We start from the raw sequence: 14,258 nt of genomic DNA, 5'->3' as shown, positions 1-14,258 counted from the left end.
CACATTTTCTATATGAACTTTACCATATTGAATATGAGGATTGCAATGCTATTTGGAACGATCTCGAACAGGTGATCGCGTGATGAAAGGTCTCTTCGCATTAGTTGGCATTGGAAAACGGATAATGATACGAGCAAACGCTCTCGGATAAAAAGGTATTAATGGCCACAGATAAGGTACATTTAATGGCTTTAAGCTACATATATACCATACTAAACACACTGTTGCTATAAACAGTCCATTTGCCCCAAAAGCAGCTGCGCTAAGCAATAGGAACATCCTAAATATTTTAGTAGCAATACTTAGTTCATAGGATGGAATAGCAAACGTAAATATGGCTGTTATAGCTGTATATAAAATAACTTCTGCTACGAATAGCCCTACATCAACAGCCATCTGTCCGATGACTAAAGCCGCTATAATTCCCATTGCTGTGGATAACGGAGTAGGGGTGTGAATGGCGGCTAGCCTTAAAAACTCTATTCCGATATCGGCAAATATCAATTGGAGTATAAGTGGTATCTCACTTGTTTCATTAGGTCCTAAGAAATCTAAGGCTTTCGGTAGATAATCGGTATTTTTAGCCATTAAATACCAAAATGGTAATAAGAATAAACTGAAGAAAACTCCAAAAAAACGAATAGATCTTACTAAGGTTCCGATTGCTGGAGCTTGTCTATATTCCTCAGCATGTTGTAAGTGATGGAATAGGGTTGTAGGGACAATAATAACAGATGGAGAGGTATCTACAACAAGCAAAATATGACCTTCAAGTAAATGAGCGGCTGCTATATCCGGCCTTTCGGTAAACCGAACAAAAGGCACTGGATGAAAGCCCTGCACGAATAACCATTCCTCTAGTGCTTTATCACTCATCGTAAATCCATCATGCTTGATTTTTTTTAAACGCTTCCGAATGAGTTCTAGATTTTCTTCATTCGCCACTCCTTTAATATAGGAAATCGCGATATCCATTTTACTCATCGAGGAAATTTGATGTAGTTCGAAACGGAGGTTGGTATCTCTTATTCGTCTACGAATAAGTGCGGTGTTTAAAACAATGTTCTCCGTAAAACCATCCCGAGATCCTCGTACCACTTTTTCATTGTCTGGCTCCTCGGGTGTTCTACCGGGGTAACTTCGTACATCTACCGTATAAACTGATCCATTTTCCAAAATGAACGTCACTTGGCCACTTAGTAGTGCCGAAATCCACTTTTCTTTTGAGTCATATTGCGTGATCGAGTAGTAAGGAAAGTAGTGATTCATGATTTCATTTTGAGAAACATCCTCTTCTGGAGGATTCTTCATAGTCCCCGTCATTAAATCTGTTAATGTCGGTCCATCAATGAGACCATTAATGTAAACAAGTAATACCGGGAATTTAAACAAGTGGGTATGAAGGAGTCCAAAATCATAGGACTCGTTCTCCCCAAACTTTTCTTTTAAATACGCTTCTGCCTCGGTCATATCCTTAAATAGTGTCTTCGTAATAATCACCTATCTCTAGCTTTTGTATTAGCAGTACTACCTACAGGTACCAACCAGCTCTTTAACTGTGTCAAAATTTTCTTTTCTAGTCTCGACACTTGAACTTGGGATATCCCTAACCTTTCGGCAATATCACTTTGAGTACAGTCTAGGTAATAACGCAGATAAATAATCATCTGTTCTCGTTTTTCTAATTTTTCTACTAGTTCTCTTAGAGGGATATGATCGAATGACTTTTCTGAACGTTCATCTTTCATTTGGTCCATCAAAGTCAAAGCATCTCCACTGTCATTTTCATAGAGTTGCTCCTGCAAGGAAGCTGGATCTCTAAGAGCGTCGGTCGCCATGACTATATCCTCTCTAGAAACTTCTAAAATACTTGCTAGCTCCAAAATGGTTGGCTGCCGCTCATGCGTTTTAAGAAAGTCATCCGTTGCGTGACGAATTTTAAAGTTCAACTCCCTAATGGAACGACTAATTTTGACCATTCCATCATCTCGAAGAAATCTCTGAATTTCTCCAATAATCATAGGAACAGCATACGTTGAAAACTTCACTTCATAGGACAAGTCAAATTTATCGACCGATTTCATAAGACCAATACATCCAATTTGAAATAAGTCCTCTAGGTCCGCCCCCCTAGAAGCAAAACGCTGAACAATAGACCAAACCAATCTTGTATTTCCTTCTATCATTTGTTGTCTGGCGAACTTGTCACCCTCTTGTGACAGGGCTATTAGCTCTCTCATCTTCTCCTGGGTCAGTAAAATTGTTGGCTTATTGTTCATCATTAGACGGTCCTAACTGATTCTTGAATTGGTACAAATTTCTTTGTGATGGTTACGGTTGTCCCCCTATCAGGAATGGAGTATATATCCACATCATCACTGAAGCTTTCCATTATAGTAAAGCCCATACCAGAACGTTCCTGCTCAGGCTTGGTTGTATATAAAGGTTCTCTTGCCTGGGTGACATCTTTTATGCCACGACCATAATCTACAATAGAAACGACTATCTCTCTTCCACTACGTTGCGCATGTATTTCGATTTTTCCTACGCCATCCTCTTCATAACCGTGCACAATAGCATTAGTTACTGCTTCCGAGATAACTGTCTTAAACTCTGACAGCTCCTCAATTGTTGGGTCGATCGCAGATATAAAACTGGACATCACCATTCTTGCTAATGCTTCATTCTCACTTTTGGCAATAAAAGATAATGTAATTTCATTGTCCATAAACTATTCCCCCTAACTTTGAAATTATTTCAATTTCTGATTCGCTGTAAATGTATGGGCTTAAACCTGCAAACTGAAAAATTTTGCGCATAGTTGGTGATGGATTAACGATGATGGTTTGACCATCAATTGGAGCTAACTCTCGCATTCTACCTAGAATGAGTCCAATACCTGAGCTATCCATGAAATTTAAATCTTTTAAATTCCAAACAAGAACCTTAATAGAGCCATTCTTAATCATTGGTACTATCTCATTTCTTATTTCTGTCGTGCTATGATGGTCTAGCTCACCTTTCAATCGAATAATAACAATTTCGTCTCCTACTTTTTCAACATCGTGTTTCATAAAATCGCCTCCTCATAAAACGCAATTCCACATAGAATTCTATAATCCTTTGCAAATGACAAAAGTAGAAGAAATCATCGCAATTTAGAAGATTTTCGACAAAAGGTCTATACACATCAAGTATGGGTAAATTAAACATTTTTTAAACAATAAAAAGACAGCAATTTAAGATATTTTTAAATCTTAGATTGCTGCTTATATGATTCAATTTTATTTTGCTATTTTTAAAGAAAAATTAGGCCAGAATAAGGGCATGTTATGCTATTTAATCTATACAGTAGAATTGATTTTCGTTTTCGGCGGGGTGAGCGATGAAAAACAGAAATAATAAAAAGAAAAATGTAAATCATCTGCTTTTTAAAGAGGAAAGTAGAATTGATTTCCGCACCAGCCGGACGCTTTCCGTGGGGTGAGTGATAAGCCATCACCCATCGCTTGCGCGCGTGGTTGTGATGTCTTATCTAGCTCACTCATCCCACAGGAATCGCCGCCTTCCGCTTCAATCAACAGGGAAATATGCTTGTATGGGATTGGTAAATCACTAATTTATGAAAGTTATTCTAAAAAATATAAATGAATGAATGAAAAAATTATCTTCTTCTCAAAATAAGCTGCAGGGGTTAAATGAGCTCAAGGTGATTGACTTACAATTAACTTTTGACCATTCAAGGTAAATACATAAATTATCATCTAGAAGAAAATGGCTATGTTAAATAATTCATGTCGTAATTTTTAGTGGATAATCTTTTCAGTACATGTAATTTCTATTGTATTATTCATAGGGTCTAAAATAGGAAAACTCCAATATCCCTTCCATATGGGCTTATTGTAATATTTTGTTATATCATTTTTTAATACAGAATTTACAATTTTTTTATAATTATCTTTATCACATTCTAACGACCAACCTATCCTTGGTTCTGTTCCACCTTTCCATCCTGGTTGAATGGAAAACTTGCTTGATGGTGGGTTAAATTCTTCATTGTAATCAATACTTAATTGGTGTTCACCAATTTTAAAAGCTATGGAACCTTTATCATCCCATATGAGTATTAACTGAAGTATGTCTGAGTAAAACCACTTCATTTTCTCCAAGTCGTTACAAAATATATATGTAAATCCCCATCGCTTTGCTATAATTACCCCCCGTTCTATTATCGTTCCTTTTCCACTAAGCTGTCCATTTAGTAAATAGGTTCAACAAAAGGGGTATTAATCCCTTCTTGGAAGACCGAAATCCAGACTAAATGAAATAAGGGGAGTATCTATTTTCCATTAAAACCTTTTCAAACTCACCTCGAAATACCGCCTAATATCAATAACGTTAAGCATTCTATTATATAATTCTTCAACTCTACAATCAGCGTCAACTTCTTTCATAACAGCGACAGAATCTAGGCGCATCAAAGTTTCACTCCCCTGTAGTTCAACCGATGAATCCATCAAGAAGGAGAGCGGTAAAGACAAATAAGACCCTGAAAACCTTACGTTAGTAAAGTTATCAGGGTCTTATCAATTTCGAGAAAGATTTTAGTGTTATTCTGTTATTACTTCATAAATTAAAGGCGGTGCATCTTTTTGTGCAGCTTCAATTTGGATGTTTTTGTGTAATTTATTGATAACATCTTGGATATCTTCAGAGTTAGCATGGATGGTGGCTAGTGATTCGCCTTTTTCTACACGATCTCCTACCTTTTTGTTAAGGATAATTCCTACTGCTAAATCGATTTCTGACTCTTTCGTTGCTCTTCCAGCTCCTAGTAACATAGCTGCAGTACCAATTTCGTCCGCTTCCATATAAGTTACGTAGCCTGCTTCCTTAGCAGTTAATTCTGTAACAAAAGCAGCTTTAGGTAGCAAATTAGTGTTATCGACTACATTTTCATTTCCGCCTTGCCATTTGATGAATTGCTTGAAGATTTCTAAAGCAGATCCATCGTCGATTACCTTTTTCAGCATTGCTCGAGCTTCTTCTAACGTCTCTGCTTTTTCTCCAACGACAACCATTTGACTACCTAAAGTTAAGCACAGTTCCGTTAAATCCTCTGGGCCATTTCCTTTAAGCGTATCTATCGCTTCCTGTACCTCTAGAGCGTTTCCGATTGCTCGGCCTAGTGGTTGACTCATGTCAGAAATAATTGCCATTGTTTGACGTCCAACACTATTACCGATTTGCACCATAGCTTTTGCTAGCTTGCGAGCATCTTCAGCCGTTTTCATGAATGCTCCATCACCAGTTTTAACGTCAAGCACAATTGCACCAGCACCTGCTGCAATTTTTTTACTCATTATAGAGCTTGCAATAAGCGGAATGCTATTAACTGTTGACGTTACATCTCTAAGTGCATACAGTTTTTTATCTGCTGGAGTCAAGTTACCGCTTTGACCGATTACAGCCACTTTTATTTCATTTACTTGTTTTACAAATTGCTCAGAAGATAATTCTACATGGAAGCCTTCAATTGCTTCTAGCTTGTCTATTGTTCCACCAGTGTGACCTAAACCGCGTCCACTCATTTTTGCTACTGGAACGCCACAAGCAGCTACTAGAGGTCCTAAAACTAAAGTAGTTGTGTCGCCTACCCCACCAGTAGAATGCTTATCAACTTTTACACCCTCGATCGCTGATAGGTCAATTTGTTCTCCTGAGTTAACCATAGCCATCGTTAGGTTGGCACGTTCCTCATCATTCATATCTTTGAAGTAGATTGCCATTAGTAATGCACTAGCTTGATAATCAGGAATAGAACCGTTTGTATAGCCATCAATAAAGAAACTAATTTCCTCTTTTGTTAGAGCATGGCCATCTCTTTTCTTTTCAATAATGTCATTCATTCTCATTTTCATACACGTCCTTTATTTTAATAAAGATAGGAAGCTTTCACCAAATGCAGTTGGCTTTACATCAAAGTTATCTGCAATTGTTGCTCCTATATCTGCAAATGTCATACGTAAAGGCAATTCTTTAATTTCTGTAAATCTAGGTGAATAAACAGTTAATGGAACAAATTCACGCGTGTGGTCTGTTCCTGGCATTGTAGGGTCGTTTCCGTGATCAGCTGTAATGATTAATAAATCATCACTTGTTAGCTTAGGAAGCGCTTCCTTCAAGCGAGCATCGAACTCTTCTAGAGCCTTACCGTAGCCAATTGGATCTCTGCGGTGACCATATAAAGCATCGAAGTCTACTAGGTTTAAGAAACTAATACCTGTAAAGTCTTTATCCAACGTTTCGATAAATTTGTCCATGCCATCCATGTTATCTTTTGTTCTAACTGTGGAAGTAATACCTTCCCCATTAAAAATGTCATTAATTTTACCAATCGCCATTACTTCTAAACCAGCATCTTGCAATTCATTCATTGCTGTACGAGCGAACGGTTTTAGAGCATAGTCATGACGATTTGAAGTACGAACAAAGCTTCCTGGCTCTCCAATAAATGGACGTGCAATGATACGACCAACTAAAAATTCAGGAGACAACGTCAGTTCTCTTGCGATTTCACAAATTCGGTATAATTCTTCTAATGGAACCACTTCTTCGTGTGCAGCAATTTGAAGAACTGGATCAGCGGAAGTATAAACGATTATTGCTCCCGTTTTCATATGCTCTTCCCCTAGCTCGTCTAAAATCTCTGTACCACTCGCTGGCTTGTTGCCAATCACCTTACGCCCTGTTTTCTCCTCTAAAGCAGTGATAAGCTCTTCAGGAAATCCGTTTGGATATACTTTAAATGGTTTGTCGATATTTAACCCCATAATCTCCCAGTGGCCAGTCATCGTATCTTTACCGACAGAAACTTCTTGCATCTTCCCGTAATAAGCTGTTGGTTGATCTGCTGGAGCAATACCTTTAATAGCTTCAATATTTCCTAGCCCTAGCTTTTGCATTTCTGGCATTTTCAATCCATTCATTTTTTCTGCAATATGTCCAAGTGTATGTGAGCCAACGTCACCGAAGGCTGCAGCATCTGGTGCTTCACCGATTCCGACAGAGTCCATCACAATGACATGTATACGTTTAAATTTTCCCATAATTTCTACCTCCTACTTGTTCTTTATTAGTGTACCAAAAAATCTCCGAAAATAAATGTCAGACCTCTGACATTATGCACGAGGATGGTATTGTTTGTAAACTTCTTTTAATCGCTTTTTACTTACGTGGGTGTAAATCTGTGTCGTAGAGATGTCAGCATGTCCTAACATTTCCTGAACGGCTCTTAGATCTGCCCCATTCTCAATCAAGTGAGTTGCAAAAGAATGCCGTAAAATATGTGGTGTAATTTCTTTTTTAATGCCAGCAGCAAGGACATGCTTGTTTAGTAATTTCCATATTCCCTGTCTTGTTAAACGTTTCCCTCTTTGATTGATAAAAATAGCATCTGTACGTTCTTTTTTGAGTAGTGCAGGGCGTGCATGTTCGATATAATTGCTACAGGCACGCAATGCTGCTCCACCAAGTGGAATAATACGTTCCTTCCCTCCCTTACCAAACACACGGACAAATCCCATCGATAAATGTAAATCCTCTAAATTTAAATTTAGACACTCACTTATACGCATACCACTTGCATACATAAGTTCAAACATTGCGAGGTCTCTCACTCCCTGCGGCTTGGACACATCAATGCTCGCTAAAAGGGTGTTCAGCTCCTCAACTGACAAAAAGTTCGGTAGCTTCTGCTCTAGTTGAGGAAGCTCTAAATGAATAGTAGGGTCGGTTGTTGTCACTTTATCCCGCAACAAAAACTGATGAAAGGAACGGATAGACGAAATATGTCGAGAAACTGTTCGGGCTGATTTACCTTTTTCCTTTAAATCTCTTAAATGTAAAATGATATGATGCCGTTCAACGTCTGCTAAACTACTTAATTGCTGGATGTTAAATATAGACTTTAAATATTCCGTTAAATCATTTTTATAGGAAACTAATGTATTCTCTGCTAGCTGTCGTTCTATGCGGAGGAAATGCAAATAATCTTCTAAATGAAGCAGACCCTCTTTCATCAAAAAACCTCCTATTAAATAATTATGCAATTAAAAAAAGGATAGCATATTTTAGCTATCCTTTTTGGTTATTTATCTTGGCAACGATGGCAGATCCCATGGAACGTTAAACGATGATCTTTTATAATAAAATTCCATCTTTTTTCCACGATTGCCTCTACATCCTCTAGCAAGTCCTCTTGAATTTCATCCACAGCTCCGCATTCGATACATACAAGATGATGATGAAAATGTGCAGCGCCTTCTTGTCTTAAGTCATAGCGTGATACGCCATCTCCAAATTGAATTTTATCTACTACATTCAATTCATTTAATAACTCTAATGTTCGATAAACAGTCGCTAGTCCTATATCAGGTGATTTTTCTCTAACTAGTAGAAAAACATCCTCCGCACTCAAATGATCTTCTTCATTTTCAAGCAATACTCGAACTGTCGCTTCACGCTGTGGCGTCAGTTTATAGCCCGCACCAGATAATTGTTTTTTAATACGATCAATACGGCTCTCCATATGACGCCTCCTTAACTACCACTATTATAACAAGAAGTGTTTTCTCATTACAAGAGATTCACATAATAATAATTATTAATAAATACTAATTATTAAATACGATAAATGGTAAAAGAATAAACTCTATTATAATAGTAATTATATAGAAGCCAAGTGTAAAGAGATTTACTCTTCTTGCCAATGCAAGTAATAGGATACAGTAGACGAGTTGAAATGGGAACCACCAAAATACATACGGAAAAGTACTTTCTTGAGTTTGCAGCAAAAAACTGGAACAGAATCCATAAAAGGTAATTTTGAATGCGCAAATGACTAAGATGAATCTTTGTAAGTAGCGATGCTGATAAAACAAGAAAAAAACGACTGCAATCATCAAGTGAGGAAAAATCGTCTCTAGGAAACTAGGTGGCCCTTCCAATAAGACTCGTGCATCCAAAAGGTTGATAATCCACTGCTGCTGTTCTGGTGAGCTACGTTCAAAAAGTATTAATCCTCCTATAAAACTAACAACTAGTACACAAAAAGATACGAAAATAGTATAAGACTGGTTCAACTTGGAATCCCCCCTATCTATTTTCATCTTATGCTTGTACTAGGTTCAAACATGCTTATTTTAAATAATCTTTTAACCAAATATAGGCGAAAGCTGTTTTTGCATCAAAGATCTGTTGAGAGATTACCATTTGTTCCATATCTTCAAGACTGACATGTAATAATTCAACGAACTCATCCTCGTCTAAATCAGCTGGATTCTCCATTTTTACAATATTTTCAGCCAAGTAAAGGTGTATAATCTCATCAGCAAATCCAGGTGAGGTTGCAAAAGATTGTATATACTTCAGATTACTACAAGTATAGCCTGTCTCCTCTTCAAGCTCTCGCATTGCTGTAAGCTCTGGGGCCTCATTTGGCTCAATTTTACCAGCCGGTATTTCAATAATAGAGCGTTCCAGTGCTTTTCTATACTGTTCTACTAAAATTATTTTTTTATCGTCAGTTACAGCTACTACTGCAACTGCTCCCGGGTGCTTCACAATCTCTCTTTTACCTTGCTTCCCATTCGGTAAAAGAACATCATCTACCTGTAATGTAATAATTCGACCAGTATATTTTAAATCAGTTGTAACTGTTTTTTCTTCAAATTTTTTCATTAATTTTCTTCCTCTCATTTGAATCTATCTAATTCTCATTGTACCATGTAGGAAAGGAAGTGATAATCTTGGAAAAAAGACAATTAGGAAAAAGTGAAATCTCTATTTCAGAAATCGGACTTGGTTGTATGTCACTACCCACAAACATTACAGAAGCCGAAAAGATTATTCAAACCGCAATGGAACATGGTATTACGTATTATGACACGGCAGATTTGTATGACCGTGGAGAAAACGAAAAGATTCTAGGTACTCTTCTTAAACCTCATCGTCAGGACATAGTTATTGCCTCTAAGGTCGGTAATCGACTAAACGAAAATGGTGATGGCTGGCATTGGGATGCCTCAAAAGAATGGATTCAAACGGCGATACATGAATCCCTAAAACGCCTTCAAACAGATTATATTGATGTGTACCAGCTACACGGCGGGACAATGGATGACAATGTGGATGAAGTGATCGATACGATGGAATCTTTAAAAAAGGAAGGCCTAATTAGAGAATACGGCATCTCTTCTATCAGACCGAATGTTATTAACCGCTTCCTACAAAAAAGCAATGCAGTATCGGTTATGATGCAATATAGCTTGCTAGATAGAAGACCAGAGGAGTGGTTACACTTACTGGAACAAAACGAGACTACCCTGCTTAGTAGAGGCTCGCTTGCAAAAGGTATGCTGACCGAAGATGAAGGTCTTATTCGTGCTAAAAAAGCAGGCGACTACCTCTCTTATACAAACAAGGAGCTACTAGACACTATAGGGGAACTAAAGTCTTTAAATGCATCACTAACTAGCATAGCTCTTCACTATGTCCTGCAAAGTGGCGCTGCAATCGTTGGAGCGAGTTCACCCGAGCAATTATTGGAAACAATCGAGGCGTATCAAGCTAAGATACCTGATGACTTACTAGCAAAAGCTTCTGAAATAACGAGAAAAACTACTTATTCAGAGCATCGAATATAAAAATAGCACTAGGCTCCTTGAATTTGTTCAAATCAAGGAGCTTTTCTTATGAAAAGGAGGATTATCGTAAATAATTGGTTGATTGTCGTAAAATAGCTTCTGATTGTAGTAAACTACTTTGTCATTGTCGTAATCTAGTAGATTATTGTAGTAATCCTTATTTTTTCTGCAAAAAGCTCTTTGTCATATCTACACGTTCTTGGACAGTATAATCTCCTTCTATCCGCAAAACTGGACAAGTCAATGTCTTCAACCAATCGTCGTGTAAGGCTCTACTTCTCACTTCCAATCCCGCATGATCATATAACCCAGCCCACTCCATAAACTCCTTGTATTGTTCGTGCTTGGGTCCACCTGCTAAAATGTCATTTCCGTATCTTTGAAATTCTCTTTTCTCTAGTCTTTCTAATCTAATTTCTGAAGGAATCCATAAAAAAATGACTACATCAAAATAAGTTTTTAAATCGTCTCCCCAACCACATATTGCTCCAGATAAGATTGAATTTCCATGTGAGTTTAAATCTCTTTCCAGGAGGTCTTTTCTTTCTTCCAGTTCTCTTATCTCCGTATATTTTGTTAACCAAAAATAATCATCTGTGTCCAAATGGGTCCAGCAAAGTTCATCGGATAATGCTTTCGCTAAGGTAGTTGTCCCAGATCCAGAAGCACCAAATATATGTATTTTCACTAGTTTTGTCCCCCATAACATCGTATAACGGCTCTTTAATTAGTTCTATAAGTAATTGGATGAGAAAGTAAAATTTAATTAGTTATTTTCCCACTAAAATGCCCACCTTCATAAACACCCTCTTTCCATAAAACATTTCCATTACTATCAAATGCTTCGATTTTCAATGGGTCTGGTTCCCCAGCATCTGCTTCTTCTAAAGCATCAAAGGTAACAAACCAACATCTTAATCCTTCAGAAATCTCAACAATTGTAGCTCCCTTCTCTATTGTTTTTTGCTTCACAAGCACGGTTGTAATTTGATCATTTGTGATAATTCCTCCAACCAATGTTAAAGGTACTTTTGGATTATTAAACATTGCCCAGTCCATACCGTCACCAGGATCTATCTCACCGTTTCCAGTATGTGTCCAATATTCATCAACCGACTTTTTATATCCAATACGGAATCCTGTTTCATCTTCATAAAACACAACTTCATAATCTTCCTTTTGCAGTTTATCCAATATCTCAGTTGATTTTGGATGTGGAACGCTTTCTATAAAGTCCTCCGTACTATTTATGCTAAAAGTATATGAGCAGCCTGTCTGTAGCAGTAACACTATAAAAACCAAAAGTAATTTTTTCTTCATTAATCATTCCCCCCTTTGCTATATGAAAGTATATAATAACTTTCTCGTCATTAATTTACGTATATCTAGAATTTTAGTTTCAAAATATTCAATAAATAAATTAGAGTTCAGCATTAGAAAGTTAAATTTCTTAAACGAAGTCAATATTTGTTAATTTCTAAAGCTTCGTTAAAGTTATTGGTTAATTTGATTAAAACTTCATTTTTTTATAGTGATTGTAAACATTACAGAAGTGACATTCAAATGACTATTAAGAACATAAATTTTGTTTATGCAAGTAAATTTATAAGCATTTTATCGATGAATTAAAGAGCCGTTCCCATTTATTGATTGGAGCACCAGACGGCGACATAAGCAGGGATAAGTGAGACAGATAAGACATCACAACCACGCGCGTAAGCGATGGGTGATGGCTTATCGCTCACTCCGCGAAAAAGCGTCCGGCTGGTACGAAAAATCAATTCTACTTTCTGATTTAAAGATTCCTTGCAACATTAATCAACCATACCCTTTTACATAGCTATTTCAAAAAAAGCAGCCCCAAAGTCTTTAAATGACTTTTGGAGCTGCTCTTCTATTTTATATTATTTCCATTCTCTTTCTGTGTAGCCCTTTGCCTTAATTCCTTCGTTTGTTTCCTTAATAATTTGTTCTCCTCCACGTTTCATGTATTCCTCAACCAAGCTATCCCATTCAGAGATTGGTCTTTGGCCAGCAATCATTTTTGCTTGCTCGTTCATGATGAATTGTGTTAAATCAGTGCCTTTCTCCTGATTTGTAGGAGACATTACTCCGTATGAAGGATCTACATAAAGCTTGTTAGATTCAAACATTTCCTGAAGAGATTGAACCATTTCCTTCATTTCTGGCATTTTGTAATCATCTGCATATGTGATATTTGCATCTTCTGGTACTTGCTCACGATTGTCTAAGAAGTAAGTCGAAGGTGAAAGTCCATCAGATGAGAAATTTGGCAATTGAACAGCCTGCCCATTTTCCATGTTATACCCTTTTCCTTCTCCACCTAAATAGAAATCGAAATCGGCGTTATCCGGATTTTTTGTATCCCTTGGGTAATATGTTTTACCAAAGTCAACCATTTCTAAAGCACGGAAAATCTTACCTTCGTCTCCAGCCATGTTAGCATTTAAAGCTAGAATACCTGAATAACCAGATCCAATAGTGAAGCCCTTGGACTTATCTGGAGCCTCAAAAGGAGGTATTGCTATTAAATGTGCATCTGGATTTGCTGCTAAAAGACCTTCGAAATAGGCTTCAGACATACCTGAAACTCCCCCAACAAAGATTCCAGCTTTTCCAGAGTAAAACTCCGTGTTCGTGCTAGCCCAATCAAGAACTGCAAAATCCTTCGTCATCGCTCCTTCTTTATAAAGGTTAGCAAAAAATTGGATCAAGTCTTTTCTACCGTCAGAAATAATTCCTGGGATGTAATTTCCTTCTTTATCTTGGTGATACCAAGCGTTAAAGTCCCAGTAAGTTCCCATATTAAAGTTCGGGTTAATATTTTCACCAATTGCAACGCCGTAAGTATCATCTTTTCCATTACCATCTGGATCTTCCTTCGTAAAAGCTATCGCTACCTTCTCCAGTTCTTCATAAGAAGTAGGAACTTCTAAACCAAGCTTATCTAACCAATCCTTACGAATAACTGGTGTTACAGGGTACGGTTGAGAGTAACGTGGAATACCATAGATCTTCCCGTTCACTTTAAAAGAGTTGTAAACGTATTCTGGGATTTTCCCTAGTGTGTCATAATGCTTAAGATAATCATCTAAAGGCAGGAATGCTCCCTGCTCTGCCCATTGATAAAAACGAGTGTCTGTTCCTGGAAATCCGATTAGGTCTGGCATAGATCCAGAAGCAACTATAGCAGACGACTTTTCAATATAGTCCCCCTGAGGAATAATTTCCGGCTTATAGTCCACGTTAAAGCGTTCATTTATCATATCAAGACCCGGGCTTTTCAGTGGTGGTGGATCACCGAAACGAAATGTCATTCCCGTAATCGTGTACTTTTCTGTATGATCAAACGGATCTACTGCCGTTTCCTCTTTGTTTGGTTCTGCACTATTTGTCTCTTTTTCCGGCTCTTTCGCTGGTTCAGTTTGGGCATTTTCATCGGTACAAGCTACTAAAATTAGACCAATGATAAGAATTAGAAAACCATAAAACCACTGCTTACTTCTCACATTAACCCCTCCATTACTATTT

Annotated in this window: 15 protein-coding genes; 1 reads left to right on the top strand and 14 read right to left on the bottom strand. The window is 37.5% G+C overall.

Annotated elements, in window-relative coordinates:
- Window positions 1-48 precede the first annotated feature (48 nt).
- From NSQ95_RS07945 to NSQ95_RS07895, 11 genes are all read right to left on the bottom strand, one after another.
- The gene (locus NSQ95_RS07945; RefSeq protein WP_251556024.1) at window positions 49-1,494 is read right to left on the bottom strand and encodes a spore germination protein; all 1,446 of its coding nucleotides are present in this window, start codon (window positions 1,492-1,494) and stop codon (window positions 49-51) included.
- 2 nt (window positions 1,495-1,496) lie between these two features.
- Entirely contained in the window at window positions 1,497-2,282 is a 786-nt protein-coding gene (locus NSQ95_RS07940) for a SigF/SigG family RNA polymerase sporulation sigma factor (RefSeq protein WP_169361314.1), read from the bottom strand.
- Window positions 2,282-2,728 (bottom strand): anti-sigma F factor, encoded by a 447-nt coding sequence (gene spoIIAB / locus NSQ95_RS07935; RefSeq protein ID WP_169361315.1) that lies wholly within the window; start codon window positions 2,726-2,728, stop codon window positions 2,282-2,284. Before spoIIAB ends, NSQ95_RS07940 begins: the two co-directional genes overlap by 1 nt.
- Entirely contained in the window at window positions 2,718-3,074 is a 357-nt protein-coding gene (locus tag NSQ95_RS07930) for an anti-sigma factor antagonist (protein ID WP_169361316.1), read from the bottom strand. Before NSQ95_RS07930 ends, spoIIAB begins: the two co-directional genes overlap by 11 nt.
- 732 nt (window positions 3,075-3,806) lie before the next feature.
- On the bottom strand, window positions 3,807-4,184 hold the full coding sequence (locus NSQ95_RS07925) for a VOC family protein (protein WP_342560797.1): 378 nt from the start codon (window positions 4,182-4,184) through the stop codon (window positions 3,807-3,809).
- A gap of 426 nt (window positions 4,185-4,610) precedes the next feature.
- Window positions 4,611-5,915 (bottom strand): pyrimidine-nucleoside phosphorylase, encoded by a 1,305-nt coding sequence (locus NSQ95_RS07920; RefSeq protein ID WP_342560669.1) that lies wholly within the window; start codon window positions 5,913-5,915, stop codon window positions 4,611-4,613.
- 15 nt (window positions 5,916-5,930) lie between these two features.
- Complete coding sequence (gene deoB, locus NSQ95_RS07915) at window positions 5,931-7,109, bottom strand: phosphopentomutase (protein WP_342560668.1); 1,179 nt, start codon at window positions 7,107-7,109, stop codon at window positions 5,931-5,933.
- Between the two features lie 72 nt (window positions 7,110-7,181).
- The gene (xerD, locus tag NSQ95_RS07910; protein WP_342560667.1) at window positions 7,182-8,081 is read right to left on the bottom strand and encodes a site-specific tyrosine recombinase XerD; all 900 of its coding nucleotides are present in this window, start codon (window positions 8,079-8,081) and stop codon (window positions 7,182-7,184) included.
- A gap of 68 nt (window positions 8,082-8,149) precedes the next feature.
- Complete coding sequence (locus NSQ95_RS07905) at window positions 8,150-8,590, bottom strand: Fur family transcriptional regulator (protein ID WP_169360826.1); 441 nt, start codon at window positions 8,588-8,590, stop codon at window positions 8,150-8,152.
- 85 nt (window positions 8,591-8,675) lie between these two features.
- On the bottom strand, window positions 8,676-9,143 hold the full coding sequence (locus NSQ95_RS07900; protein ID WP_169360825.1) for a hypothetical protein: 468 nt from the start codon (window positions 9,141-9,143) through the stop codon (window positions 8,676-8,678).
- 55 nt (window positions 9,144-9,198) lie between these two features.
- Window positions 9,199-9,741, bottom strand: coding sequence for an NUDIX hydrolase (locus NSQ95_RS07895; RefSeq protein ID WP_340883735.1), 543 nt, complete (start codon window positions 9,739-9,741; stop codon window positions 9,199-9,201).
- A gap of 68 nt (window positions 9,742-9,809) precedes the next feature.
- Here NSQ95_RS07895 and NSQ95_RS07890 point away from each other — a divergent pair, with 68 nt between their 5' ends.
- Entirely contained in the window at window positions 9,810-10,706 is an 897-nt protein-coding gene (locus NSQ95_RS07890) for an aldo/keto reductase (RefSeq protein ID WP_340883737.1), read from the top strand.
- Window positions 10,707-10,863: 157 nt separating this feature from the next.
- Here the strand turns inward: NSQ95_RS07890 and NSQ95_RS07885 are convergent, their stop codons facing one another.
- From NSQ95_RS07885 to NSQ95_RS07875, 3 genes are all read right to left on the bottom strand, one after another.
- A complete protein-coding gene (locus NSQ95_RS07885; protein ID WP_298472305.1) occupies window positions 10,864-11,415 on the bottom strand; it encodes an AAA family ATPase in 552 nt (183 codons plus the stop codon).
- A gap of 53 nt (window positions 11,416-11,468) precedes the next feature.
- Window positions 11,469-12,026, bottom strand: coding sequence for a hypothetical protein (locus tag NSQ95_RS07880; RefSeq protein ID WP_340883740.1), 558 nt, complete (start codon window positions 12,024-12,026; stop codon window positions 11,469-11,471).
- Window positions 12,027-12,610: 584 nt separating this feature from the next.
- Complete coding sequence (locus NSQ95_RS07875) at window positions 12,611-14,236, bottom strand: extracellular solute-binding protein (protein ID WP_298472301.1); 1,626 nt, start codon at window positions 14,234-14,236, stop codon at window positions 12,611-12,613.
- Window positions 14,237-14,258 lie beyond the last annotated feature (22 nt).

It is taken from the genome of Psychrobacillus sp. FSL W7-1457 (assembly GCF_038593405.1).
Classification (GTDB): domain Bacteria; phylum Bacillota; class Bacilli; order Bacillales_A; family Planococcaceae; genus Psychrobacillus.
This window is presented reverse-complemented; position numbering and strand designations above follow the sequence as displayed.

Excerpts from the sequence above, each read along its gene's own strand:
- NSQ95_RS07940 (WP_169361314.1), bottom strand. The coding sequence starts at position 2,282 with ATGATGAACAATAAGCCAACAATTTTACTGACCCAGGAGAAGATGAGA.
- spoIIAB (WP_169361315.1), bottom strand. The coding sequence starts at position 2,728 with ATGGACAATGAAATTACATTATCTTTTATTGCCAAAAGTGAGAATGAA.
- NSQ95_RS07930 (WP_169361316.1), bottom strand. The coding sequence starts at position 3,074 with ATGAAACACGATGTTGAAAAAGTAGGAGACGAAATTGTTATTATTCGA.
- NSQ95_RS07920 (WP_342560669.1), bottom strand. The coding sequence starts at position 5,915 with ATGAGAATGAATGACATTATTGAAAAGAAAAGAGATGGCCATGCTCTA.
- deoB (WP_342560668.1), bottom strand. The coding sequence starts at position 7,109 with ATGGGAAAATTTAAACGTATACATGTCATTGTGATGGACTCTGTCGGA.
- xerD (WP_342560667.1), bottom strand. The coding sequence starts at position 8,081 with ATGAAAGAGGGTCTGCTTCATTTAGAAGATTATTTGCATTTCCTCCGC.
- NSQ95_RS07905 (WP_169360826.1), bottom strand. The coding sequence starts at position 8,590 with ATGGAGAGCCGTATTGATCGTATTAAAAAACAATTATCTGGTGCGGGC.
- NSQ95_RS07895 (WP_340883735.1), bottom strand. The coding sequence starts at position 9,741 with ATGAAAAAATTTGAAGAAAAAACAGTTACAACTGATTTAAAATATACT.
- NSQ95_RS07885 (WP_298472305.1), bottom strand. The coding sequence starts at position 11,415 with ATGTTATGGGGGACAAAACTAGTGAAAATACATATATTTGGTGCTTCT.
- NSQ95_RS07880 (WP_340883740.1), bottom strand. The coding sequence starts at position 12,026 with ATGAAGAAAAAATTACTTTTGGTTTTTATAGTGTTACTGCTACAGACA.